The sequence below is a fragment of the Gluconobacter sp. Dm-73 genome, from assembly GCF_018256215.1.
GTDB classification, from domain to species: Bacteria; Pseudomonadota; Alphaproteobacteria; order Acetobacterales; family Acetobacteraceae; genus Gluconobacter; species Gluconobacter cadivus.
The window spans coordinates 177,723-202,143 of record NZ_JAERLW010000004.1 but is presented as its reverse complement, the minus strand read 5'-3'; the positions used below and the strand labels follow the sequence as shown (position 1 = coordinate 202,143).

Below are 24,421 nucleotides of genomic sequence, written 5' to 3'. Positions count from 1 at the left end.
AACACTAACTCCCGTTGCCGGACCACTGGAAGCCATATCTCATGGACATGCAGCCCCCGCCCCATATCACGGACCGTCTCCTCGGTAGCAGAAGCCGGAGCGAGTCATCGCTCACAACATCGTCGATGATCCGGATGGGCGTATGGTCCGTCTGCTATTTTGCCTTCTATCTGGCCCAGCAGATTGCCGAACTCATGGCGCCTCTCCTGCTGATTCTTGGTCTGGGCTGGTATATTCTTCCGCACATCGTCAATGCGATCACAACCAGCGCAGCCAGTGCCGACCCACAGGCCCGCGACGTCATGAATCACGTCGCCGGAACCCTTCCGACCCATCTTCAGATCGGCAGCCACCTCATCACGCCGGATTCCCTTATTTTCGACGGCATCCTGCTCATGGCCGTAGCCGCCATCGGCGCCACACTCTCTGCCCTCGCCGCCCGCAATATGTAAGATCCCCGGGGGCGGCCCGAACCGGGGTTTAGGAAAAATGTCCGATCCCCGGAAGGAAACCGAATACACCCGCGCCTTTGCAGTACCACAACGCAGCAACTCCGGAGCCCGCCAGCACAAGGCTGGCACCCCAGGCCGCGACCCAGAGACCGGTAGACCCGATCATCGATGGACCAGCCTGTTCAACCCGTGCCTGCACGTCACCAGCCGAACGGGAATGCAGGACAGCCGAACGGCGCTCAGCGTTTCGTCCCGCCATCGCCCCGGTCGCCCGAAATGTTCCTTCCGAGACGGGCGAAGTGGCGTCCACCACATCAGGCTTGCTGTCGCTTTCCTCTTCTGGAACTTCAGAAACAGCCGGCGCGGCTTCGGGAACAGATTCCTGCACCACCGCTGCGGCAGGAGCAGTCATTTCCCAACTGTCTCCACAATTGGCGCAGCGCAGACGCTTAACCCCTTTTGCCATCGCCTCCGGTACTTCAAAGACCGCATGACAGTGGGGGCATTCGATGCGCATTCAATCAATCCCTTCGACAGCCGGCTCCGATCCGGCCTAGCCTGATCCGTGTACCTGTCTGTTATGACAAAATGATCGTTATTAAATGGTTAATAAATTACTCCAGTTTTCAATGAAAGCGTCATGATCCGCCTCCTGAATGTCTCGATGATGCCTCCCGGCGTAGGGCAGCCGGTCTTGCGAAACCTGACGCTTTCCGTGCCGCAGGGAGAGTTCCGCTGGCTGCTCGGACCATCCGGTGCTGGCAAGTCGAGTCTTCTGCGCCTCCTCACACTCGAAACACGCCCATCCGCCGGTCAGATGGACCTGCTCGGCGTTTCCGTCAGCCACGCCAGCCGGGCAACGCTGCGAAACCTGCGCCGAAGAATCGGGTTTGTTCCTCAGGACTATCGCCTGATCGGGGAATGGACGGTGTTCGACAATGTGGCTCTCCCGCTCAGACTGCGCGGTGCTTCCGAGCGCGACACCAGACGCGAGGCGTTCGCCGTGCTGGAATGGCTGGATGTGGCCCATCTCGCCGATAAGCGCCCCGGCGCCCTGTCCGGCGGTGAACAGCAGCGCACGGCCATTGCCCGCGCCCTGATTGGCCGCCCCGAACTCCTGCTCGCCGATGAACCGACCAATGCGCTGGAAGACGCGCAGGCCAGACGCCTTCTGACGACATTTCAGGAGCTGATCGAAATGGGTACGACCGTCATCGTCGCCACCCATAACGAGGCCCTGGTCCGCGAAGCTCCGGCAGCCTCCATCGTCCTTCAGGATGGAACGATCGCAAATACAGACACTCAGAACGGAATTTCCACCCGGCGGGCAGAACGCGCATGAGTGCCCCGGTCTCCCCCGGACTGCGCTCAGGCAGCCTACCGCTTCTCGTCGCACTCATGACCCTGCTCGCAGGCCTCTCCCTTGCCGGACTTGCAGGCGTGCAGACCCTTGCCGAAAGCTGGTCCGGTGCCGCCCGAAACGCAACCACAATCGAGATTCCGTCCGACACGCCCCAGCTTGCAGACCGCACCCAGACCTTAGTCCAGACCCTGAACAAAACGCCCGATGTCACGGCAGTCCGCGAACTCTCCACCAAAGAGGTCCAGACCCTTCTCGCACCATGGCTGGGGCGGGTGTCTGACAGCGCAGGCCTTCCCGGCCTCTCGCTGCCTGCCGTCCTGATTGTCGCCCATACCGGCACGCCCGATCTGGGCGCAATCGTACATAACGTCCTGCCTGAAGCCGTCGTGGAAGAAGACCGCCGCTGGGGTGAACGCCTCAACGGTCTGGGCAGCAGCCTGATCGCCTGTGCATGGCTGGCCGTCAGCCTCATCGCGGCCATTGCAGTCCTGTCAGTCGGCATGACCGTCCGCCGTTCCGTTATGGCCCAGCGCAAATCCGTCGAAATTGTCCATTTTCTTGGTGCGGGCGATCTGACCATCTCCAGCAGAATCGCTGGACGTGCAGCACTGCTCAGTCTCGCCGGAGGGCTCGTCGGCCTTCTACTTCTGAGCCCGGTCATCACCATGCTGGCCCAGAAGCTTACGCCCTTTTCACATGGAGCGCCTCCCACCGCCTCTTCCTCAAACACATGGGACGTCCTAATTGCGATATGGTGGAGCACCCTGCACGTCCTGCCACGCATGCTTCTTGAAGAACTCGGCGCCCTGCCCCTGATCGCCGCCTGTCTGGGTTGGCTCACTGCGCAGACCGTCGTGCTCGTCTGGCTCCGGCGTCTGCCATGACACGCCTCTTCCGGGCATGTCTGGCGCTGGGAGGTCTCTGGCTGGCGGGGTTCGTCTGGTTCGTTCAAGACGCCAGCAGCCCTCCCGTCACCGCCACTGTCTGCGATGGCATTGTCGCCCTGACTGGCGGAGAACAGCGCGTCGATACGGCCATTACGCTCCTGCGGGGCGGATACGGACATCTGTTGTTGATTTCGGGCGTTGGGCCTCATGTTACGCTGCAACATATCCTGCATCTTCAGCAGGAACCCCTATCCTCACCTTTGGCCGCACGCATCACTCTGGGGCGCCGGGCCACCAGCACGATCGGCAACGCCCACGAAACGGCCGAATGGGCCAAAAACAACCGCTTACACCGCCTTCTCGTCGTCACCTCCGGCTATCATATTCGTCGGGCTGTTCTCGAAATCCACCGCACAGCCCCCGATCTGGACCTCATCGCCTATCCGGTGGTGCCGCTCGCCCTGCAAGAAACGCCGTCGCGGAGAACGCTCTTCCTGATGTTTCGGGAATACAACAAACTACTCGGCGCCGAAATTGGCGTCCTGACAGGCCTGCCCGATGGTCGTGAAGGACTGGATGGCGCCTGACAGCCCTTGTGCCGGGCAGGATTTTCTGGTGTGCAGAACACCATGATGAGCATTCTGCGCGGCGTCCTGTTCAATCTCTATCTCTTTTGGATCACCCTGTTCATGGGCCTCGGGACCATCCCGATCCGCCTGATGAAAAATCAGGATCTGGCCCTCTCTTATGCAAAACTCTGGGCGCGTGCCGTTCTGTTCGGCTTCACCCGGATCTCTTCGGTCCGCATCGAAATCACAGGTCAGGAGAACCTGCCACCCGGCCCGCTGCTGATCGCCTCGCAGCATCAGTCCTTCTTCGATGGCTTCATCTGGATGACCCTCGTTGACCGCCCTGACTACATCATCAAAACGGAACTGACGCGCATACCCGTCGTCGGCCCGATGCTGCGTCTGACCGGCATGATTTCCGTCGACCGAAAAGCCGGTTCAAAAGCCCTGCGCACCATGATGCAGGATGCAAAATCCGCTCACGACGCGGTCCGCCAGATCATCATCTTCCCCGAAGGCACCCGCACGCTGCCCGGCGAACGTCATCCGATCCAGCCCGGTATCATCGCTCTGGCACGGCAGGCCAACGTGCCAGTCGTGCCCGTCGCAACCGATTCAGGGCTCTTCTGGGACCGAAACCCTTGGCTCAAACGTCCGGGCACCCTTCACGTTGTGATCGGCCAGCCTCTCGCGGCCCAACAGGAACGCAAGGCCTTTACCAAGGCTCTGGAAAGCACGTGGGACGAACTGTGCACAACCCACGCCCTGCCCAGAGATCCTGTGGATAACTCTGTGGACCCGGAAAACGCATAATCGGGCTGCAAAAAACTGAAATCTTTCAACGCTCTCTCAAGAACTTCGCGCTTCCAACATCCAACCATTAACAAAATCTCCATATCCTTTGGTTTTCTGCGGTTTTCACTGCTGCACAACCGCCATGGCTTTTATGGCAAACCGACCTATGGACGCATTTTCGGGCACTCCCGAAGCACTTTCCATGGCTGGGGATAAAACAGACAGGGGTTGACCAATCCCGCAGCCACTCCCGAAAAGAGATGCTCAATGGATCGTTCGTTCTTTACTGTCGGTTACAGCAAATATGCTGTGGTCTTGATTGCCATTCTCGCAATATCGATCCTCCTCGATACACTCTGCTGGCATCACACGATCCACCAGCTGGAGACCAGCGCCCACACCGCCATCGCCACGGCAGACAAAAACGGCTGGGCCGTTCATGCGACTCCGTTAAGCAGAGGCGGCTGGCCGTTCGGCGCATGGGTGGAACTGGAGCATCTGGACGTCACACATCCGGCATCGCCCGGTTCGCCCTACGACGCAGGCTGGGCCGCAGAGCATCTTCGTCTTGGAGGATCATGGGCCTCCCTGCTTCGCGCAGGACTTCCGCTTTCTCTGACGGGGCATCAGGCGATACGGCTTGTCCTGAATGACAAAATCCTGACTGTTCTGACGTCGGGTGTTCAGATCCGTTTCAGAAACCCAGAAGACCTGCGATTTTCAGCGCCACAATTTCAGATGGCGCTCTCGGGCGGATGGCCTGACAGGCAGATCTTCGCGAAAAACCTCTCCGGACGCCTCATCCGCTTTCCCGAAACCCCCGTCGGCGCAACACGGCTCGGCATAGAGGCAAAGGCGGCGGAACTGTCCGGGTTTCCACTGCTCTATGGAGCCTCCGCCAACCTGCATCAGGCGCATCTTGCACTCGCCCTGACAGCATCCGTGTCTTCGACAGGCCGCTCATTTCTTGACCCGGCGTCATACGGCCGCCTCCTGCTTCAGGACGCCTCAGCCTCCCCAGCCTCGACAGACAGCCACATCACCCTGTCCGGCGCCCTCACCCTCCCAAGCCAAACCGGCACACTCACCCTCTCCCTAATCCACTGGCAGGAGCTTGCAGCACGCCTTCTGGACCGGCCTGAAATAGAGTCGCACCTCGCCCCAGACCTTCAGGCCGCCCTCCGCAAAGCGCTGGAAAAGGCTTCCGTTCCACAGCCCCAAAACGAACAATCACTTTCTGTGGCACTCCCCGTCATCAACGGCCAGATCCTCCCGGATACACAGGCAATTTCTGCACTTTTCAATGGAACATTTCCTCCCCCCTGAAGCCGAAATTTCCGCTTGATTTCCATCAAAAAACCCATCGGAACACAGAACTTTCTCTGGCCAAACACGTTCTGTGGGTTCAAAAGACGGCGACACACGAAACGATCACAACTTCGTTATCCTCGTTCTGCGTGCGTCAGATTCCGCAGGGAGCGGCCTTGCCTCTGACGGAATCTGCCTCTCGCCATCTATCCAGAAGGCAACTGAAATGTTTGGCCTCTCGGCTTTATTCCTGGCGCGGTTCCAGTTCGCGTTTACGGTCGGGTTTCACATCGTGTTCCCGGCGTTCTCAATCGGTCTTGCAGCGTACCTGGCTGTTCTGGAAGGCCTCTGGCTCAAGACAGGCCGCAGCGCCTATCTGGACCTCTTCAAATACTGGCTGAAGGTCTTTTCCGTCGTCTTCGGCATGGGCGTAGTCTCCGGCCTCGTCATGTCTTACGAGTTCGGAACGAACTGGTCGGCTTTCTCCCAGAAAGCCGGTCCGATCCTTGGCCCGATGCTGGCCTATGAGGTCATGACGGCGTTCTTCCTTGAAGCCGGGTTCCTCGGCGTCATGATGTTCGGCCTCAACCGCGTCGGCAAAGGCCTGCATTTCGCAGCCACCTGCATGGTCTCGATCGGTACCCTGATTTCCATGAGCTGGATCCTGTCCTCCAACTCCTGGATGCAGACTCCCCGCGGCTATCGCATCGACGAAGCCACCGGACGTTTCCTGCCCGTCGATTGGTGGCAGATCGTCTTCAACCCGTCTTTCCCGTACCGCATCGTCCATATGGGCCTCGCAGCCTTCCTGTGCGTGGCGTTTATCGTGGCAGGCGTGGCCGGATGGCATCTGCTCAAGGCGCGTCGTGAAGGCCGTCAGGCGTCCGAACAGGTCCGCCTGATGTTCTCGATGGCGATGTGGATGGCCGCCATCGTCTCCCCGATCCAGGTTCTGGCCGGTGATACGCAGGGCCTGAACACGCTGGAATATCAGCCCGCTAAAATCGCCGCACTTGAAGGCGACTGGGAATCCGAAAGCCGCGCACCGGAAATCCTGTTCGGCATTCCCGACATGGAAAACGAGACCACCCGCTACAAGATCGCCATCCCCTATCTGGGCTCGCTGATCCTGACGCACAGTCTCGACGGCAAGGTCCCGGGTCTAAAGGACTTCCCGAAAGAAGACCGCGCCTATTCTCCGCTGCTGTTCTTCTCCTTCCGCATCATGGTCGCCCTTGGCATGCTGATGGTGCTGGTGGGTCTGTGGTCGCTGTATCTGCGCTGGAAAGGCAAACTGTACGACACGCCGCTTCTGCATCGGGTCGCATTGTTCATGTCTCCGGCGGGCTTCCTCGCGCTGCTGTGTGGCTGGGTCACGACTGAGGTGGGCCGTCAGCCCTTCACCGTCTACGGCCTGATGCGGACCGCCGACAGCGTCTCTCCGATCGCCCTGCCGAGCATCGCAACGTCGATGATTGCCTTCATCGTCGTCTATTTCATCGTGTTCATGGGCGGCATCACCATCCTGCTGCGGACCTTCGCCGAAGAACCCCATCAGGGCGAACATGGCCCCGCTGAAGACCAGCCCCAGCGTGCCGCAGGTACAACACAGGTCTCCCATCAGCCCCCATCCGGCCCGACAGCCGGCGCTGGCATGGCGGAGTAAGAACCATGACAGAAACAGCCGGCTTCTGGCTCCCGGTGGTCTGGGCGCTGCTCGCAGCAACCGCCATCTTCCTCTATGTCTGCCTTGATGGTTTCGATCTCGGGATCGGCGTCCTTTTCCTCAAGGAAAAGGACCACGATCATCGCAATCTCATGGTCAACACGGTCGCCCCCGTCTGGGACGGCAACGAAACCTGGATGATCTTCGGTGGAGCGGCGCTCTACGGCGTCTTCCCCGTCGCCTACGGCACAATCCTCCCGGCCCTTTACCTGCCGATCCTGTTCATGCTGCTGGCCCTGATCCTGCGCGGCGTGTCTTTCGAGTTCCGCTTCAAGTCGGAATCGCCCATGAGCCAGTTCTTCTGGGACAGCTCCTTCTGCGGCGGATCTATCGTTGCGGCCTTCATGCAGGGCGTCATTCTCGGAACGCTCGTTCAGGGGATCAAAATCGAGAACAATGTGTTCGTTGGGTCCAGCTTCGACTGGTTTACTCCCTTCGCCCTGTTCTGCGGCCTCGCCGTCGTCATCGGTTACGCACTTCTTGGCGCAACATGGCTGCTGTGGCGCTGCGAAGGCGAACTGCATGATGCAATGCGCCGGATCTCCTTTGTCCTCGGCGGCCTCATGCTGGTGACGATCGCGCTCGTTTCGATCTGGACGCCAATGCTCCACACCACCTACATGCAGCACTGGTTGGACATGCCGCAGCTCGCTCTGGTGGCGCCGGTTCCGGTTGCAGTCGTCGTGCTCGCAGCGGCACTGTTCCTCGGCCTGCGCAACCCGCGCTCGCACCTGCTGCCCTTCATCGCAACGCTGGGCCTGTTCTTCCTGTGCTTCAGCGGTCTGGGCATCAATGTGTGGCCCTATATCGTGCCACCGACCATCACCATCTGGCAGGCCTCTTCTCCGCCGGAGAGCCAGACCTTCCTGTTGGTCGGCACGATGTTCCTCCTGCCGCTAATCCTCTCCTACACCGCCTATTCGTACTATGTGTTCCGCGGAAAGATGTCCGCCGGACACCACTACCACTAACGGCGAAAGACCAGCCCCATGCGTATCGAATACGGTCAGCCCGACGAGAAACCGGGCTTCCTGAACTGGATGAAACGCGTGGGCTGGTTCGTGGCGATCTGGGCGGGCGGCGTTATCGTCGTGGGCCTTGGCGCCGAACTGCTCAAGAAAATCATCTTCGGCTGGTAACGGCCTTAGCAAGCCACAAAAAAAGCCCCGTCTCTTTCGAACGGGGCTTTTTTTGTGCCGTTAGAACGTATCCTTTTCCCGGCGCAGCCGCGCAAAAGTCGCAACATCCGGTGCAAGCAGAAACGGATTCGTCCTGCGCTCTACACCCAGCGTCACCGGGAGCGTCGGCCGTCCAGCTTCCAGAAGACGTTCGACTTCCCCGGCCCGCGCCTTCAGAGCGGCGTTCTCCGGATCGACATGCAGTGCGAAAGCAAGGTTGGAGCGCGTATATTCATGTCCCGCACAGACAAGCGTGCTGTCCGGCAGACTGTCATAGCGATGCAGACTGTCGAAGAGTTCCTGCGCCGTGCCTTCCAGCAATCGCCCGCAGCCCAGACTGAACAGCACGTCGCCACAGAACAGCGCCGGAACCTCGGCCACGACATACGACACATGCCCAACTGCATGGCCCGGCGTGAACCAGACCTGAATCTGCGTATTTCCCAGAGAAACAACGTCCCCATCTTCAACCGCATGATCCAGCCGAGGCAGCCGTTCCTGATTCTGGCGCGGCCCGTAAACCTGCGCGCCATAGCGTTCCCGGAGCGCCTCCGTCCCAGCTGTATGGTCGGCGTGATGGTGGGTCAGCAGGATCATGTCCAGCCGCCCCTCCCCGATCTCATCAAGAATCGGCCCGGCCTCACCGGGGTCCACGATGGCCCGTTCCCCCTTTGGCGTCGTTAGCAGCCAGGCATAATTATCCGACAGAACCGGAATCGGCTTGATATCAAGTGGCATGACTGTTCCCCTTGGACTGTCCTGCTGATGAGGTAGCCGCATGCTGACGTCCCTGGCCCGCATCCGTTCCGATGATGCCGCCACTTTCTATGAAAGCCGACAGGGACAGCGCACGGCCCTGCTCCTCAACGAGCGCCTGCGACGCATCATGCCCCCCATGCGGGGGCGACGCATTCTCGGCATAGGCTACACAGCCCCCTATCTTCCCGAAAGTGCCGAATTCGCAGTCTCTGCGCGCCTGCTTCACGCCCAGACCCAGAAAACACTTCACCCTTCCTCAAAAGACTGCATCGTCGACAGCGCCCGCCTGCCTTTCGACGACCTTTCAATGGACGCGGTGCTCGTGGTGCATGGTCTCGAATTCACGCGTGTCGCTCCGGATTTCCTGCGGGCCATCTGGCGCACCCTCACCGATGACGGCACCCTGATCCTGATCGTTCCCAACCGTTCCGGCTACTGGGCGCATACCGACGCCACCCCTTTCGGCCACGGCATTCCCTATAGCAGCCGCCAACTGACCCGCCTGCTCGATCAGACCCTGTTCCGGATTGACCATCATTCGGGGGCTCTGATGGCACCACCCGCCGCTCTTTCCGCCACACAGGGACGGATCATGGAGCAGATCGGACACAGACTGCGCCTGCCATGCGGCGGCGTTCACCTCCTCACAGCCCGAAAAAATGCCTATGCTGGAATCCCCATGATCGACGACAAACTGGCTGCCACACTTCCCCAACAGGTCCCCAAACCTGCCTGACGCAGAAAACCTGCCCGAAAAACGCCTTCTTTGTGGCGAATTCTTGACCCTCCCGCCGTGTGCCGTAAGAGTGCGTTCCATGTCGCTGATCCAGTCCTTCAAGCTCGTCCTGTCGCCGCCGCACCGCGCCGCGACTCCCTTCCTCCTCGCCGGTTCGTTCGTCGGACTGATCGGACGAGCCACGCCCTGGCGCGCCACGCGCCTGCTGGGCAATGCAGGCATCGCCTTCACGGCGTTCTGCCTGTACTTCTTCCGCGATCCCAAGCGCACCCCACCGCCGCGCCCCGATCTGGTGCTGGCGTCCGCCGATGGCCGCGTCACATCCGTCGCCCTCGTCACGCCGCCGCCCGCGCTGGAAATGGGACACACGCCGGTCTGGCGCGTCTCGACGTTCCTCTCGGTGCTGAACGTCCATATCAACCGGATGCCCGCCGCCGGTGAAGTGACGAAGATCGCCTATCACGCAGGCAAGTTCCTCAATGCCAGCCTCGACAAAGCGTCGGAACACAACGAACGCAACGAACTGCGCCTGACGCTGCCGGATGGCCGCAATATCGGCGTTGTCCAGATCGCCGGCCTGATTGCGCGCCGCATCCTGTGCTTCGTCGAGGAAGGCGATCGCATGGAAGCAGGCGAGCGCTTCGGCCTGATCCGTTTCGGCTCGCGCACCGACGTCTATCTGCCACCCGGCGTCGAACCTCTGGTTGTGGAGGGGCAGACCATGGTTGGTGGCGAAACTGTCCTGGCGACGCTCTGAGCCAGACGCCATACATGACCACGCCTCCGACGGTTGAACCCACCCGCGAACCCGCCCAGCCTGTTGGCGCCTCTGTGAGCGCTTCTGGCCGAAAGCGCCGCATCCGACGCAGACTGCGCCGTATGGGCCGCAACCCGCGCACCCGCGTGCGCGGGCCGTCGTTCAACCGCCTCATCCCCAACATCATGACAATGCTGGGCCTCTGCGCCGGACTCAGCGGCATGAGATTCGCTCTCGAACACCAGTTTGAACCCGCTGCCGTAGCACTCCTGATCGCCGCCTGCATTGACGGACTGGACGGACGCATCGCGCGCCTCCTCAAGGGCGCCACCCGCTTCGGCGCGGAATTCGACAGTCTGTCAGACTTCGTCTGCTTCGGCGTCGCACCGTCCTTCGTGCTATTGATGTGGTCGCTCGAACATGCCGGACGCTATTCTTTCGTCCCGTGCATCCTGTTCACGGTCTGCATGGCTCTGCGTCTGGCCCGCTTCAACGCGAGCCTCGATGACGACGACAAGCCGGACTATTCCTACAGCTTCTTCACAGGCGTCCCGGCTCCTGCCGGAGCCGGACTGGTCCTGTTCCCGGTCTTCCTCGGCCTCGAAGCCGACCGCCTCCATGCCGAAGGTCTGGCCGCATTCGCCCGCCTGCCCCTCGTCTCGGCCGTCTGCCTGATTGTCACCGGCCTGCTGCTGGTCTCGACCCTGCCGGTCTGGTCGTTCAAGAACTTCAAGGTTCCGGCGCGCTATGTCCTCCCCCTGATGCTCGGGACCGGCCTTTATGCAGCCCTTCTGGTCGCGGACCCTTGGGGCGCCCTCGCAGGCGCGGGACTGCTCTATATCGCGATCCTGCCCTTCTCCCGCCGCTCTTACCACCGCCTGAAACTGGCGGCGGAAGAGATGTCGGAAACGGTGGAAGAAGAACCCGCCTGAGAGCAGGAAATCCCAACAAAAAAGGCCGCCCGGTTCTCCGGGCGGCCTTTTTCATGTCCAATACGCGACAGACTTATTCCGTCACGTCCCACAGCCATGCCGCGCCACGCACGCCAGAGCTGTCACCATGCTTATTTTTCACGATCGGCGTCGTGCAGACCGGCGTAATGACATGCTTGGCCAGAAGCGGCGGCACGCGCTCATAGAGCGTGTGAAGGTTGGAGACGCCACCACCGAGAACGATCACATCCGGATCGAGGAAGTTGATGACCATGGCGCAGGCCCGGGCAAAACGCTCGGTATAACGGCCCAGTGCCGCAATCGCAGCCTGATCGCCATTGGCCGCAGCCTCTTCGATACCGGCCGTATTGCGATGCCCCGGCCCCTTCCAGTCCGCGGCAAGTGCCGGGCCCGAGAGGTAGCGCTCCATGCAGCCCTTGTTCCCACAGAAGCACTCGCGTGGCGGCGCGTCTTCTTCCGTCGGCCAGGGCAGAGGCAGATGCCCCCATTCACCAGCAATATGATGACGCCCCTCAAGAACGCGCCCGTTATTGACGATGCCCGCGCCCATGCCCGTCCCGATGATGACACCGAAAACGGTCAGCATGCCCTTGGCCGCACCATCGGCAGCTTCAGACAGCGCAAAGCAGTTGGCGTCATTTTCCGTCCGGACCGGACGGGCCAGCGCGGCTTCCAGATCGTGCCCGAAAGGCTGGTTGTTCAGCCAGGTCGCATTGGCATTCTTGATCAGCCCGCTCTCTGGCGAGATTGATCCCGGAATCCCGATACCCAGCGTGGACGTATGCTGCCCCGCCGAAACGCGGTGGCTCGGCACCGCACCCAGACGATGATCCACATCCGCCACCAGATCCCGGATCGCCAGAACGGCCTCGTTATAAATACCGGGATTGGCAATTCGTTCCCGCAGGACGAGATCGCCCGAACGATTCAGAACTGCGATTTCGATCTTCGTGCCACCAAGATCAATTCCAAGGCGATAATCAGCCATCTCAAGCCCTGTGCTCTGTGCGGCGACCTGAACGACAGGTGGCCGGACCTCATGGGAAAACGCATCCAGTGCGTCCGTCTGCTTTAACGCGAAACCGTGTCACGACAAGCCATCCGAAGACAAAACTTCGTTGTTTCAGGCAATTTCCAGTTTCAGAATATCGCGATCAGATCCGCGCCAGTTCCTGAAGGGCCTGCAGGATCTCTTCCGGCGCGGGTGGACAGCCCGGAATCGCACGCCGCACCGGCGTCAGGGCCTGCAACCCACCCAGCGTCGCATAACTGGCCGGAAACGGCCCTCCATCGACCGCACAGGCCCCGACCGCAATCAGACTCCGGCCCGGCGGCATCGCCCGCCAGACCCGGTCCACCATCTCGGCACAGACCCGCGTCACCGCGCCAGTCAGCAGCAGCCAGTCCGCATCCGCCGGATCGCTCACACAGACGAAGCCCGCCTGCTCCAGAGCGAAAGCACTGCCTTTCAGGGACTCGATCTCCATGAAGCAGCCCTCGCATCCCCCCGTCTCCAGCACATACAACCCGATGGGACGCTCACCCCCCAGAAATGCGCCCTCTGTGGAGGGCCGCCAGCGACGCGCATCCATGAAGGCGTAAAGCAGGCTCAGAGGCCCTGTCCGCCGTAATCCCTTCACAACGCAATCCCCGCCGGAGACAGCCCGATCGACCCCAGAGCCGCAGGCGCACGCTCCACGGGACAGCCTTGCAGCATCGCCCCCAGAACCGGCAGAACCGAGACACCCGGATCACGGACATGCAGGTTCTCGATCCGCCCGTTTTTCAGCCGCACCCAGTACCACACATCTCCGCGCGCCCCCTCGGCCACGCCAATACCCTCATCCGTGCTGTCCGGCGCGGGTTCGTCATCGTCCAGACCAATGCTGCCCAAAATCCGTTCCATCAGCTTCAGCGAATCCCGGATTTCCGCAAGCCGCAGCCCATCACGCGCCCGGGCATCGCCGCGGCTCGATCCCGTCGCCCGCAGCGCCTCCAGCCGCATTCCGGCTTCCCGCCGTCGCATATCCATGCTGCGACCGCTCGCACGCCCCGTCACACCCCCAACAGCAAAACGCTCCGCCAGCCGCACATCCAGAACTGCAAACCCGTTCAGACGGGACGCAAAAACCCGATGAAGCTCCTCCAGCGCCGCAAGACGTGGCTGCATCGCCGCGTGAACCGCCTGCGCCAGCGGGACAATTTCCAACCCCTCGCGAAAGCCGCCACAGTTCACCGTATCCATCAAACGCCGCGACACCCCCTGTTCCGAACAGGCCTGCGCAATGGCCTCGCGCGCATGATCGCAATGCGTCGCCAGCAGTTCCGCATCCAAGCCCCGCGCCGTCCGGGCCATGTCGAACAGATGAAGCGACATCCGCTCGATCTCCAGCAGGATCATCCACACATCCCGAACTCCCGGCCCCGGAACCTGACCGCGCGCCTGCGCCACAGCACGCGCAAAGGCCAGAGGATGCGCCACGAAACCACCCGCCGTCATCCGCGCCACGAGGAACATGGCCTCTTCCGGCGTCTTCCCAAAAAGACGGGACACCACACCCCGATGTGCCCCGCCCGCACAGACATCCACAGCCCGGATCTTCCCTTTCAGAACTTCGAAAGACAGATCCAGAGGGCCACTCAGCCCCGTCTGCTCTGGACGCAGAAAGTGGCTCCCTCCGAGCGAACGCAGACCACCCGAAGCCGGTCCCGGACGGGATGACAACGGCCATGTGGATGTCCAGCCACCTTCATCTAGCGCAGGCGTACCATTCCCACGCGCCTCCATGGCCTCGACGCCATACAGATCATACGATACGCGCTCGCCCCATTCCGCCCCGGCAAACCGCGACGACGGCGCCAGATACCGACGGTCTTCCACAACCGTACTCGCCAGAATCGGGCGATCCCCCTCCAGCAACAGAACATAGGCGCGCGCATCATCCGCCCAGCACGAGATCAGCGGCAACGTCGCGCCCGGAACACAGAGCATATCGCTCCACTGTGCAGGATCGAGATGATAATGTGACAGCGCCACACGCTCGCCACTGCGGATGATCCGCCCCATGCTCCTCATGGTCGCCACCCCGTCACCGGATGCCATGCAAGAAACAGCGGGCCACACAAGCCGCCCAGCAGAAGAACGGCCTGTGTCACAGCGACGATACCCCGCTCTCCCCGTCCGAAGGCTGGCAGCAGGGTCATAGGACGTACGGACCACAAAGCAGGCAGCAGACACAACACCAGCAGAACAAGCTCTGCGGCATCAAGCGACCGCCCGATCCCGACCAACGCGCAGAACACCGGCCACGGTGCGGCTCCTGCCCCGATGGCCTCCGATCCCTCAGCCTCATGCAGATCCAGAACGGCCAATCCCAGCGCCGACAAAAGCAGCAGGACGAGCGCCGGACCTTCGCCGGTCGCGGCCGCAATAGCACCCAGCGCCGACAGCATCGGCAGAGAGATCGTCCGCCCCGTCGAGCGCGACACCACCAGCATGAGGAGTGTTCCAAAACCCGCAATCAGCATGAGCAGATGGACCAGCGGATAGGCACTCAGGCGGAACATCAGCATCAGCGCCGCAAACCGCAGCCCCGTATCCAGAAGCGCCGCCTCCGGCGCAGGCGCGGGTGACGGTCCCAGACCCGCCACCATGCATAATCCGACCGTCAGCAGCACCGCCCCCAGCGATGACTGCTGCATCGGCAGAAGCGACGCGCCCAGAAGCCCCAGAACCACACCCCCGAGCCGACTGCGCGCAATGTCCCACACAATTGCGGCCTGCCGGGGACCACGCCCTTCGCGCCACGCCAGAAGAACTGCTCCCGCGCCACACAGGATCGTCACTGCAAAAGCCGAATGGACGTTCAGCGCCAGCAACGCACATCCCGTCACCAGAAACGGCAAAATCCGCCCTGTCCGGTCCCGCGCCTGCGGGAGAAGCAGCGGAATGGCCGTCAGGATGCAGGAACACGCCGCGGCCAGAGCGTCCGTCCCCGGCATCAGCCACACGGCCAGCGGCGTGATGACAAGCCCCGCCACAGCGAACGTCCGGCTACTGGCGGCCTGACGGTTTTCAGGCGTCAGGAACAGCAGGAACGCCGCCAGAAGCGGCCAGACAGTGACGGCAAACAGCGTGCCGACGGGTGCGAGCGGATGCATCAGACGTCCTCCACCCGCCGCCATGCCAGACGGGGCAGCAGCGTGACGCCAAGGGCCGCCAGAACGCCCCACAGACTCAAAGCAGCGGCAAAAAGCGGCCATGAATTTAGAACGCACGCCACAACAACCAGCCCGTCCGCTGCCCGGATCAGCCCGGTAAACTGAACCAGCGGCGTTCCCCACGCCGCCCCACACAACCCGGCAAGAACCGCGCCCGCACCCAGAACCGGCGCAAGCCCCAGACCCGCCCCTGACAAACCAAGCGCAAGCAACAGAACAAGCGTGCCCACAACCGGCAGAACAGCCGCCTTGTCCGGCGCTTCCGGCGCGAACCGCCGCAGCCAGATCCATGCCAGAACATTCAGCCCGATCAGCGCCACGGACGTCAGCAACGCCATCAGCCCCGAACAGACCGTCGCCCCGGCAAAAGCGCAGACCGCCCCGTAAAGCGGCAGTCCCCGTCCGTCTTTCCCCAACCCCGCGAGCGCCAGCAGCAAAAGCAGTCCGAACCCAACGATCATGTGCCAAACCTCCCCGCCAGAGCCAGAAGGAGCGCCACACCCGCAAACAGCGCCGTCAGCCGCGCGCTCCGCTCCTGCGCCATCAGTCTCAGCCCGACCGCCACGCCCACAGCCAGCGCCAGCCGTGCGCCAAGCGCAGCCAACCCGAGCCACCAGCCCTGAACGCCTCCCTGCGCGAGCCCCACACTCACCGGCCATGCCAGATCAGCCAATAACAGCAGCCAGCCACAGTTCAGCACATCCGCAATACTGCGCGCCGCCTCACGCTCCTGCCGGTCCCGCACCCCCGACAACATGCCCGTCACATCCTCGGAACGAAGCGGCGGGCATGCAATTCCCAAAGCCAGCGCACAGGCCGCAAGTGCACCCTCCAGACCCGGCTCAGGCTCGATATGCAACATCGCACACAAGCCCCCAAGGCCATCTGTCCCCGGAGCGGCCAGCGCGATCAGTGCTTCCGTCAGGCACAGCAGCAGAACCGCCGGAACCAGACGCGATGCCTCTCCCGACAAAACGCCCGGCCCCAGAAATCCACGCCCCATCAACAGCATGAGCCCCATGACAAGCGGGTCTGCGAGCGGTGACAACACCGATCCCGTCGTCACCGCAGGCAGGCACACAAGCGCCAGCACACCCACGGTCAACGCAAGTGCCGGACGCCCCCCCAACGGACTCAGAAGCACAGCTTTCCAGAACCGCCCCGCACCCAAGAGACGAAACCGCACAGCCCCACCTGCGCGGCCAGCCAGCCAGAACGGCAGACCGTCCAGACACCACCCCAACACAGGCGCCAGAACAAGCAGTAGCCCCAGTTGGAACAGCGCTTCCAGCACAGACAACGCAATCAGCCCCGCGTCATGCGCCATCACGTCATCACTCCCAGCACCGCGAGGACGAGCCCGAGAAGAACAAGCCAGAGCCCCACGGCCCCCTGACGCAGATCGGGCAGAACGGGCGCCTTAACCCCCTTCAGCCCTTTCAAACGAACCCGCCCCGACACGACAAAACGGCGCAAGCTCCAGCCCAGAGACGGCGCCTCTTCAAACAGGGCATCGCCTGATGCCAGCAATGTGACCAATGCCGGAGCCAGCGTGGAGGCTGCGTGAACGATCCCCCCCATAATGCGCCAGGGACGCACGAGAAGAATCCAGATCAGGGCTCCAACCATCACGAAGGCCATCAGCCGGAAATGGGAGCCATCGCCTGCACCAATACTCCAGACGGGCCAGACCCATTCCCCCCCCACACCATGCAGCGCAGGACTTGTCAGTCCGAACACCAGCGCGGGCAAAAACAGGCTTCCAGCACCCATCAGCAATACGGAAACACCGGATATGACAGCCTGCCCTCCAGACATCTGCCGCCCAACGACAAGCAGATCGGACAGCGCCAGAACGCCCAGCAGCAATGCCACCATCACGCCGAGCACGCTCCAGCCTTCGACACCCGCCGCCATGCTCAGCGCCGCATGAATCCCAAGCCACAACACAACCAGTCCGGGCAAAGGCGGAAACGGCAGACGCAATACGGCCATCACCGGAAACCAAGGCCCCAGTGACGCCGTCAAAACTAGCATTGCGAGATCAAGAAGCGCGGCTTCCAGCGCAATCCGGGCACAGACCGCAAGCCCCTCATTCTGCGCGGCCACCACGAGAACCATCAACAGAACGGGACGCAAAAGCCCCAGATTTCCCGGCCGATGCGCTCCCAGAACGGACCATCCGATCAACCCGAGCACACACACGCCCAGACCCGCAACCAGCTCCACCGATACCGCCCCCGGAGCATGCCACACCAGCGACACGCCCAGAATGCTCATAACGGCGGAACAGCCCTCGTCCTTGCGCCGCACGAGCGCAGGCCAGAATAGAGCAGGCAGCAGCCCCAGCAGAACAGGCGTCTGGGCGGGAAACAGAACGCTCAGCAGCAGAACCGGAACGCTCCACACCGCCGGACAGGCATCCCGCTCCTGCGCCGCAATCACGCCCAGCGCCACAGCCAGAACAGCAGGCGAAAGCGCCAATACCGCAGCCAGAGCCGCCAGACATACGGTTGCGGCCTGCCCGAACCGCCCCGGCTGAAGCACCAGCACACAAGCAGGCACCACCAGAACCGCAAGGCAGAGGGAAACCGAATCAGTATGGAACAGGGACGTAAAAATAGGCAGGGCGCGGTCCGCAGGTTAGGGAGAACGGACCGCAACCATCACGACCGTCAGATCATGGCGAGAGATAGCTTGCGTTTCGGAGAAGGGAAAGCACTGTCAAGCGTTTTGAGATCCGCATCCGTCAGACTGATCTCCAGACTGGCCAGATTTCCTGCCACATGCTCCGGAGATGTCGCCTTCGGAATGGCCAGAACATTCGGCCGACGCAACACCCATGCCAGCGCAATCTGGGCCGGATCGGCAGGCCCGAGCGACGTCTCATGCCGTGATGCCACCTCTTTTAGTGCCGGATGCTCCAGAAGCTCCCCACCCTGCCCAAGCGGCGAATAAGCCATCGTCACCGTCCCGGATTTCAGATCATGGTCCAGAAGATCGAACTCCGTCCCCCGGTGCTCCAGATTGTACAGAACCTGATTAACCAGACAGTTTTCGGACAGGCTTTCGATCTCTTCCATGTCATCGACATCGAAGTTCGACACCCCCCAGCCGCGGATCAGACCGTCGTCCCTGAGATCTTCGAAGGCCTGGATCGTTTCCTCAAGTGGCGTTCCCCCACGCCAATGCAGCAGATACAGATCCAGCCAGTCCGTCCCCAGATGCTTCAAAGAACGCCTGCACGCCTTGTGAACTGCGTCATAAGACGCATTGGACGGCACGACCTTGCTGACAAGATAAACATCCTCGCGCACATCCGCGATGGCCTCGCCCACCAGATCTTCCGAACGCCCGTTGCCATACATCTCGGCCGTATCAACAACCCGCAGACCGGCCTCCAGCCCCTTTCGCAGGCTCTCGATCTCGCTGCTGCGACGTGAGGCACTGTCGCCGACATTCCAGGTTCCCATTCCCAGCGCTGGAACCGTGACACCATTCCTGAGCGTGACTGTTTTCATGACCGTCTCCTGTCCGTGTCCTCAAGACCTATGTTCTCAGACAACGACAGGATCCGCGCTCTGTTCCCTCACAATCCCCTCGACCTTCAGAAGATCGCGCAACTTTCGCACGATCGGGAAAACTTCGACGTTGTGATCGCCCCCCAAGTCCCGCCAGGCCGCCTGCTCCAGTTCCATGATCTCCCGGTCTTCCTCAAAAATCCGGTTCGTGAAAATGCCCAGCGCAGGCCAGATCACATCAATCAGAAATGGCGTTTTCGGACGCAGCACCGAAAGCAGACCGAATGTCTGCGTACTCGCACCATCAGCACTATTCGGGACGTAAACACTGAACAGTTCCATAATCAGGTCGCCGTCCTTGTCGTGGATTTTGAGGCTCTGATACGGATAGGTCGTGCGGATACTCACGATTTCCTCAACCGGCTGTTCACGGCCCGGATCATCGTGATGCTTGCCGAAAATCAACCGCTCCGCCAGTGGCTGCTGGTTGCCGCTACGTGCGAAACTGTAACGCGCCTCAATAAAGCCCTCGCCCGCATCCTGCCCCAGAAAACGCGCCTTGATCTGCCCCATCTGGCGGCGGTGCAGGAACTGATGGTTCATGTCCATCAGGTTCTCATGCATGAACGTGTAATGGCACTTCACGACGGGGCTGAAATGCCGCGTCTTGAACGCCGGATTGTCTACCTGCGCCAGCGGCGGCAGAGGAACGCTCTCCGCTTTCGCCGCATCACCGGGAAACACGAAAATCATCCCGCCCGCTTCACGGCAGGGATAGGTCCTCACACCGTTCGGAAGCTTGCCCTTACCGAGATAGGGCACATCAATGCACCGCCCCGAGCGGCCATACGCCCAGCCATGATAGCAGCACTGAACAGCCTCGCCGCTCACCTTGCCCAGACTGAGCGGAACCTGACGGTGCGCGCACCGGTCTTCCAGCGCAAACACGCTACCTTCCGCAGGCCGCACCAGCGCAATCGGATGCCGTCCGAACCGACGCCCGATCGTCTTCCCGCGTTTAAGATCCTTCGACCACGCCAGCGGATACCAGAAGTCCGGATTGATATCGACGCGCCGCAGATCGGTTTTCAGAGGGTTAGGGGAAGAATTCGTGGGGTCCGGCACAATCAGGCGTCCTCTCCAGTGACATGAAAGACGCCCCCATTATCGAGCATCTTCCACCAATGGCTTCAGACATACTTTGAAACCTTACCCCGCCTTTTTCCAGCCCCGCTCTTCCTGTTTCCAATACACGAGATTGTGACCTGAAGATTTCATCGCCACCCAGCGGTTTCTTGCCCGCTGCACCGATTGCGGATTGCCACCGTCGAACAGATCGAAAATCCGGGTAAATGGCGCGAAATCATCCTCCCCCGCACCATCAACCCGAAACAGGAAACGCGCCCCGTTCGGCACGTCTTCGCCTTCCGTCAACCAGATCGGCTGCCGGGCCGCATGACCACTCTTTGCGCTCCCATGCGGAAGCCAGACCGGGTCCCGGCACGCCCAGAGCGCCGTATCCAGCGCCATAACCGCCGCCGCATCAGGACAGCGCACGAGCGCGCGCTCCCCCGCATCCAGCGTCCGGCCCAGAAGGGCCGGAAGCGCTTCCTCAAGCGGCGTGCGCGTCAGATGATAGAACCCGACATCCACAGCGTGATCCCGCCCCTCAGGCGCTGGCTTCATGCGCCTTCACAAAACGGTCCAGCAGCCGCACACCGAAACCCGTTGCACCCTTTGGCGCAATGGCAGACGCCTTGGTCTTCCAGGCTGTTCCAGCAATATCAAGATGCGCCCAGTCCGTGTCGCCCACGAAGCGCTTGAGGAACTCAGCCGCAAGGATCGCGCTGCCCGGACGTCCGCCGATATTCTTCATATCGGCAATATCGGAATCGATTTCGCGGTTATAGGCCTCGCCCATCGGCATCCGCCACAGACCCTCGCCCACCTGCGCTCCGGCTTCCGAAAGCCCCTTGGCCAGCGCATCGCTGTTGCTGAACAGACCGGCGTTTTCATACCCAAGACTGACCACGATCGCACCCGTCAGCGTGGCGAGATTAACCATGAGCTTCGGGCTGAACCGCTTGCGCGTATAAGACAGCACATCCGCCAGAACGAGACGCCCTTCCGCATCGGTATTGAGGACCTCGATCGTCTGACCGTCATAGGCCCGCACGATATCGCCCGGACGCTGCGCGCCACCGGACACCATGTTCTCAACAAGGCCGACCACGCCGATCGCATTGACCGGCGCCTTGCGACGGGCCAGCGCACTCATGAGACCAATCACGGTCGCGGCCCCGCCCATATCGGTCTTCATCTCGTCCATGCCAGCCGCCGGCTTGATGGAAATGCCGCCACTATCGAACGTGACACCCTTGCCGATGAACGCCAGAGGCGCCTCGCTGCCACCGCCCTCATGACGAACAATCACCGTCCGAGGCTTGTGTACGCTGCCCTGCGCCACACCCAGAAGCGCACCGAACCCGAGCTCCGTCATGGCTTTTTCGTCAAGAACCTCAACCGTCAGGCCAAGGTCACGCAATTCTTCAATCCGCTGCGTAAAGCTTTGAGGATAAAGCATATTCGGCGGCTCGCTCACGAGGTTCCGCGTCAGGATCACACCTTGGGACACCGCATCCAGAGCCGTCCAGCGTGCCTGAGCCGCAGCCACGTCCGACACTACAACAGTCAGCGTCTTCAGAACCGGTCGCGCACCGGGCTTCTTGCTGCGATACAGATCGAAATCATAAGACGCCAGACGAGCGCCCAGAGCCGCTTCCGGAGCAAACTGCTCCAGTGCCCCGGACACGACCAGAACCGCGCTTTCAACGCCATCGAGCAGCCGCACCGCCCGACCCGCAGCATTCTCAACCGCCACAGCATCCACAGCGGCGCCGCCCTTCGGCGTCACCCCTGCGAGAACGATCTGCGATAGCCCTTCAGCCGGACCGGGCAGCACCACGCTCTGCCCAACCTCTCCCTTGAACCCCTTCAGGGCAACAGCACGTGACACAGCACCCGCAGTCGTCTTGTCCAGCGCCGAGAACGTCTCGCCACCTGCAGTCTCACACAGCAGCACAACCGCCTTGGGCGCATCCGCGGAAAAAGCAGGAATGGAATCGAAAATCACTGAAAGCATGATGGCCCTGTCGTCTGGAACATGAATATCGTCAGCTCCGTTATCGGAAACACCGCCCCGGCATACAAGCCCTCCCCCGAGAAAGACCTGCCATGCGGACATCGCCCTCAGCGCCGCGACAAAAATCCCGTTCGCAACATGGAACGGCCCTCAGGAGCCCGTGCCGACCTGCCCGCAGTGACACCACCCGTATCAACACATGACGCAAAAGCCATCTTGGAGTAGTCTACTAGAATGACTTCCGCTTCCCCCTTTACCGTCCCCGCGAACGATGACCGCGCCCTGCTGGATCTGGCATTCAGGCTCGCTTCCGAAGCTTCAGACATCATCAACGCCATCCGCGAACGCGGCTTTCGCACGGATATCAAGGACGATGCTTCCCCCGTCACGGAAGCGGACCACGCCTCCGAACATCACATCCTGTCGGGCCTGCGCGCGGCCTGCCCGTCCATTCCCGCAATCGGTGAGGAAGAAATGTCTGCCGGGATCCGGGTCAGCGCGGGGGACGCCTACTGGCTGGTCGATCCGCTGGACGGCACGCGGGGCTTTGCATCCGGCGGCAAGGATTTTACGGTCAATATCGGCCTCGTCCGCCATGACCGCCCGGTTCTGGGCGTTGTGGCGCTTCCCGGTTACGGGCTGATCTATAGCGGTGGTCAGGGCTTGGGGGCGCATCGCTGGGACGGCACCCACAACTCCCCGATCCAGACCGCCACCCCGTCTGTCGAGGGCCTGCGCGTGCTGGCCTCCAGCCATCATGGCGACCCGGAACTTTTGGACCGCTGGCTGGCAGGGCGGAAAGTCGCGTCCATCGACAAGCTCTCCTCGTCGGTCAAGTTCATGCGCGTCGCAGAGGGATCGGCGGATTTCTACCCGCGCTTTGGTCCCACCATGGAATGGGATACGGCCGCCCCGCAGGCCATTCTTGAAGCGGCAGGCGGCGCCCTTCTGGACGCGGACGGAGAGCCCCTGCGTTACGGCAAGCCCGGCCGACTGAATTCGTCCTTTTACTGCACGGGAGGTGCATCTTGAGCGACACGCCGTATACCGAACGCCTGACAGCCACACCCGAGGGCATCCGCCGCGCGGCGGAGCTTCTGAAAGCCGGAAAGCTGGTCGCCTTCGGTACCGAGACCGTTTACGGGCTTGGGGCCATCGCCTCGTCCGATACGGCTGTCGCCCGGATTTTCGCCGCCAAGGGGCGCCCGCGTTTTAATCCCCTGATCAGCCATCTCCCCGATGCCGAAAGCGCCTTCGCTCAGGCGTCGCTCAGCGGCAGGATGAAAGAAATCGCCCATACGCTGGCCGAGCGTTTCTGGCCCGGCCCGCTGACAATGGTGCTTCCCCGCTCTCCTGACTCGACCGTCTCGGACCTCGCCGCCGCCGGGCTCTCCACGCTCGCCTTGCGTGTCCCCCGTGGACGGACGGCACTGGCGCTCCTGCGCGAAGTGGGCGCACCAGTTGCTGCACCGTCTGCCAATGTCTCGGGCACCGTCAGTCCTTCCGATGCGTTCCACGTCCTGCGCTCGCTTGACGGCCGGATCGACGCGGTTCTGGATTCCGGCCCCTGTTCGATCGGCGTGGAAAGCACGGTTCTGGATCTGACGCGGAACGTGCCGGTCCTTTTGCGTCCGGGCGGGGTCACGCTCGAAGAACTGAACGATCTCTGCGGCCCGATCCGCCATCCGGACGATTTCGCTGAAATCGCACCCGCCTCCCCCGGCAGACTGGCCTCGCATTATGCCCCCAGCCTGCCCGTCAGGCTGGACGTGACCTCCATTGCGCCCGACGAAGCCCAGCTTGCTTTCGGCCGACCATTCCCCGGCGCGGGCCTGACATGGAACCTGAGCGAAAGCGGCAATCTTGAAGAAGCAGCGGCCCGCCTCTTCGCCGGACTGCGCTTTCTGGATGCCGAAGGCACACGGCGCGGCCTGAAAACCATTGCGGCCCAGACAATCCCCCGTCACGGACTGGGCCTCGCGATCCGTGATCGCCTGCGTCGCGCGGCCGAACCCCGCACAAACACCCATGCAGATACCATGGCACCGTCCTGA

Annotated in this window: 27 protein-coding genes and 1 pseudogene; 14 read left to right on the top strand and 14 right to left on the bottom strand. The window is 61.9% G+C overall.

Annotated features, from left to right (window positions below; all coding sequences use genetic code 11):
* The first annotated feature begins 41 nt into the window (after positions 1-41).
* Positions 42-452 carry a hypothetical protein gene (locus JK176_RS06235; RefSeq protein WP_211587033.1) on the top strand — a complete coding sequence of 137 codons (411 nt, stop codon included), beginning with the start codon at positions 42-44 and terminating at the stop codon, positions 450-452.
* A gap of 28 nt (positions 453-480) precedes the next feature.
* Here JK176_RS06235 and JK176_RS06230 read toward each other — a convergent pair whose 3' ends face one another.
* Together JK176_RS06230 and JK176_RS15095 are read right to left on the bottom strand one after the other, a co-directional pair.
* The gene (locus JK176_RS06230) at positions 481-864 is read right to left on the bottom strand and encodes a hypothetical protein (protein WP_249194281.1); all 384 of its coding nucleotides are present in this window, start codon (positions 862-864) and stop codon (positions 481-483) included.
* A gap of 12 nt (positions 865-876) precedes the next feature.
* Positions 877-969, bottom strand: a pseudogene (locus tag JK176_RS15095) (zinc-ribbon domain-containing protein); the annotation flags it as partial.
* Positions 970-1,092: 123 nt separating this feature from the next.
* Between JK176_RS15095 and JK176_RS06225 the strand changes: the two are divergent.
* The 8 genes from JK176_RS06225 (at position 1,093) to JK176_RS06190 (ending at position 8,239) form a co-directional block, all read left to right on the top strand.
* Positions 1,093-1,794 (top strand): cell division ATP-binding protein FtsE, encoded by a 702-nt coding sequence (locus JK176_RS06225; protein ID WP_211587031.1) that lies wholly within the window; start codon positions 1,093-1,095, stop codon positions 1,792-1,794.
* On the top strand, positions 1,791-2,699 hold the full coding sequence (locus JK176_RS06220; RefSeq protein WP_211587030.1) for an ABC transporter permease: 909 nt from the start codon (positions 1,791-1,793) through the stop codon (positions 2,697-2,699). Before JK176_RS06225 ends, JK176_RS06220 begins: the two co-directional genes overlap by 4 nt.
* A complete protein-coding gene (locus tag JK176_RS06215) occupies positions 2,696-3,289 on the top strand; it encodes a YdcF family protein (protein WP_211587028.1) in 594 nt (197 codons plus the stop codon). The genes JK176_RS06220 and JK176_RS06215 overlap by 4 nt, the downstream gene beginning before the upstream one ends.
* A gap of 45 nt (positions 3,290-3,334) precedes the next feature.
* Complete coding sequence (locus JK176_RS06210) at positions 3,335-4,084, top strand: lysophospholipid acyltransferase family protein (RefSeq protein ID WP_211587100.1); 750 nt, start codon at positions 3,335-3,337, stop codon at positions 4,082-4,084.
* A 249-nt stretch (positions 4,085-4,333) separates the two neighbouring features.
* Complete coding sequence (locus tag JK176_RS06205) at positions 4,334-5,392, top strand: DUF2125 domain-containing protein (RefSeq protein WP_211587026.1); 1,059 nt, start codon at positions 4,334-4,336, stop codon at positions 5,390-5,392.
* A gap of 208 nt (positions 5,393-5,600) precedes the next feature.
* Entirely contained in the window at positions 5,601-7,040 is a 1,440-nt protein-coding gene (locus JK176_RS06200; RefSeq protein WP_211587025.1) for a cytochrome ubiquinol oxidase subunit I, read from the top strand.
* A 5-nt stretch (positions 7,041-7,045) separates the two neighbouring features.
* Positions 7,046-8,071, top strand: a complete 1,026-nt coding sequence (cydB, locus tag JK176_RS06195; protein WP_211587024.1) for a cytochrome d ubiquinol oxidase subunit II — start codon at positions 7,046-7,048, stop codon at positions 8,069-8,071.
* Between the two features lie 18 nt (positions 8,072-8,089).
* Positions 8,090-8,239, top strand: coding sequence for a DUF2474 domain-containing protein (locus tag JK176_RS06190; RefSeq protein WP_194262360.1), 150 nt, complete (start codon positions 8,090-8,092; stop codon positions 8,237-8,239).
* A gap of 60 nt (positions 8,240-8,299) precedes the next feature.
* On the opposite strand, the gene gloB is transcribed toward JK176_RS06190, so the two are convergent.
* Positions 8,300-9,016, bottom strand: coding sequence for a hydroxyacylglutathione hydrolase (gene gloB / locus JK176_RS06185; protein WP_211587023.1), 717 nt, complete (start codon positions 9,014-9,016; stop codon positions 8,300-8,302).
* 40 nt (positions 9,017-9,056) lie between these two features.
* Between gloB and JK176_RS06180 the strand changes: the two genes are divergently transcribed.
* The 3 genes from JK176_RS06180 (at position 9,057) to JK176_RS06170 (ending at position 11,462) form a co-directional block, all read left to right on the top strand.
* Positions 9,057-9,773 carry a methyltransferase domain-containing protein gene (locus JK176_RS06180; RefSeq protein ID WP_211587019.1) on the top strand — a complete coding sequence of 239 codons (717 nt, stop codon included), beginning with the start codon at positions 9,057-9,059 and terminating at the stop codon, positions 9,771-9,773.
* Between the two features lie 79 nt (positions 9,774-9,852).
* A complete protein-coding gene (locus tag JK176_RS06175; protein ID WP_211587099.1) occupies positions 9,853-10,530 on the top strand; it encodes a phosphatidylserine decarboxylase in 678 nt (225 codons plus the stop codon).
* 14 nt (positions 10,531-10,544) lie between these two features.
* Complete coding sequence (locus tag JK176_RS06170; protein WP_194262357.1) at positions 10,545-11,462, top strand: phosphatidylcholine/phosphatidylserine synthase; 918 nt, start codon at positions 10,545-10,547, stop codon at positions 11,460-11,462.
* A gap of 73 nt (positions 11,463-11,535) precedes the next feature.
* On the opposite strand, the gene JK176_RS06165 is transcribed toward JK176_RS06170, so the two are convergent.
* The 11 genes from JK176_RS06165 to JK176_RS06115 form a co-directional block, all read right to left on the bottom strand.
* On the bottom strand, positions 11,536-12,471 hold the full coding sequence (locus tag JK176_RS06165) for an ROK family protein (protein ID WP_099286853.1): 936 nt from the start codon (positions 12,469-12,471) through the stop codon (positions 11,536-11,538).
* A gap of 166 nt (positions 12,472-12,637) precedes the next feature.
* The gene (locus JK176_RS06160) at positions 12,638-13,123 is read right to left on the bottom strand and encodes a hypothetical protein (RefSeq protein WP_211587017.1); all 486 of its coding nucleotides are present in this window, start codon (positions 13,121-13,123) and stop codon (positions 12,638-12,640) included.
* Positions 13,120-14,586 carry a hypothetical protein gene (locus tag JK176_RS06155; protein ID WP_249194247.1) on the bottom strand — a complete coding sequence of 489 codons (1,467 nt, stop codon included), beginning with the start codon at positions 14,584-14,586 and terminating at the stop codon, positions 13,120-13,122. Before JK176_RS06155 ends, JK176_RS06160 begins: the two co-directional genes overlap by 4 nt.
* Positions 14,556-15,644, bottom strand: coding sequence for a hypothetical protein (locus JK176_RS06150; protein ID WP_211587016.1), 1,089 nt, complete (start codon positions 15,642-15,644; stop codon positions 14,556-14,558). Before JK176_RS06150 ends, JK176_RS06155 begins: the two co-directional genes overlap by 31 nt.
* Positions 15,644-16,165 carry a hypothetical protein gene (locus JK176_RS06145; protein WP_099286855.1) on the bottom strand — a complete coding sequence of 174 codons (522 nt, stop codon included), beginning with the start codon at positions 16,163-16,165 and terminating at the stop codon, positions 15,644-15,646. Before JK176_RS06145 ends, JK176_RS06150 begins: the two co-directional genes overlap by 1 nt.
* The gene (locus tag JK176_RS06140) at positions 16,162-17,031 is read right to left on the bottom strand and encodes a hypothetical protein (RefSeq protein WP_211587097.1); all 870 of its coding nucleotides are present in this window, start codon (positions 17,029-17,031) and stop codon (positions 16,162-16,164) included. The genes JK176_RS06145 and JK176_RS06140 overlap by 4 nt, the downstream gene beginning before the upstream one ends.
* Positions 17,031-18,272, bottom strand: a complete 1,242-nt coding sequence (locus JK176_RS06135) for a hypothetical protein (protein WP_349291907.1) — start codon at positions 18,270-18,272, stop codon at positions 17,031-17,033. The genes JK176_RS06140 and JK176_RS06135 overlap by 1 nt, the downstream gene beginning before the upstream one ends.
* 107 nt (positions 18,273-18,379) lie before the next feature.
* A complete protein-coding gene (locus JK176_RS06130) occupies positions 18,380-19,225 on the bottom strand; it encodes an aldo/keto reductase (RefSeq protein ID WP_211587015.1) in 846 nt (281 codons plus the stop codon).
* A 36-nt stretch (positions 19,226-19,261) separates the two neighbouring features.
* Positions 19,262-20,350, bottom strand: coding sequence for an aromatic ring-hydroxylating dioxygenase subunit alpha (locus JK176_RS06125; RefSeq protein WP_211587012.1), 1,089 nt, complete (start codon positions 20,348-20,350; stop codon positions 19,262-19,264).
* 84 nt (positions 20,351-20,434) lie between these two features.
* Positions 20,435-20,911, bottom strand: a complete 477-nt coding sequence (locus JK176_RS06120; RefSeq protein WP_249194246.1) for a DNA polymerase III subunit chi — start codon at positions 20,909-20,911, stop codon at positions 20,435-20,437.
* A complete protein-coding gene (locus JK176_RS06115) occupies positions 20,895-22,367 on the bottom strand; it encodes a leucyl aminopeptidase (RefSeq protein WP_211587010.1) in 1,473 nt (490 codons plus the stop codon). Before JK176_RS06115 ends, JK176_RS06120 begins: the two co-directional genes overlap by 17 nt.
* Before the next feature lie 234 nt (positions 22,368-22,601).
* Between JK176_RS06115 and JK176_RS06110 the strand changes: the two genes are divergently transcribed.
* Positions 22,602-23,399, top strand: coding sequence for a 3'(2'),5'-bisphosphate nucleotidase CysQ (locus tag JK176_RS06110; protein WP_211587008.1), 798 nt, complete (start codon positions 22,602-22,604; stop codon positions 23,397-23,399).
* The gene (locus tag JK176_RS06105) at positions 23,396-24,421 is read left to right on the top strand and encodes an L-threonylcarbamoyladenylate synthase (RefSeq protein WP_211587006.1); all 1,026 of its coding nucleotides are present in this window, start codon (positions 23,396-23,398) and stop codon (positions 24,419-24,421) included. Before JK176_RS06110 ends, JK176_RS06105 begins: the two co-directional genes overlap by 4 nt.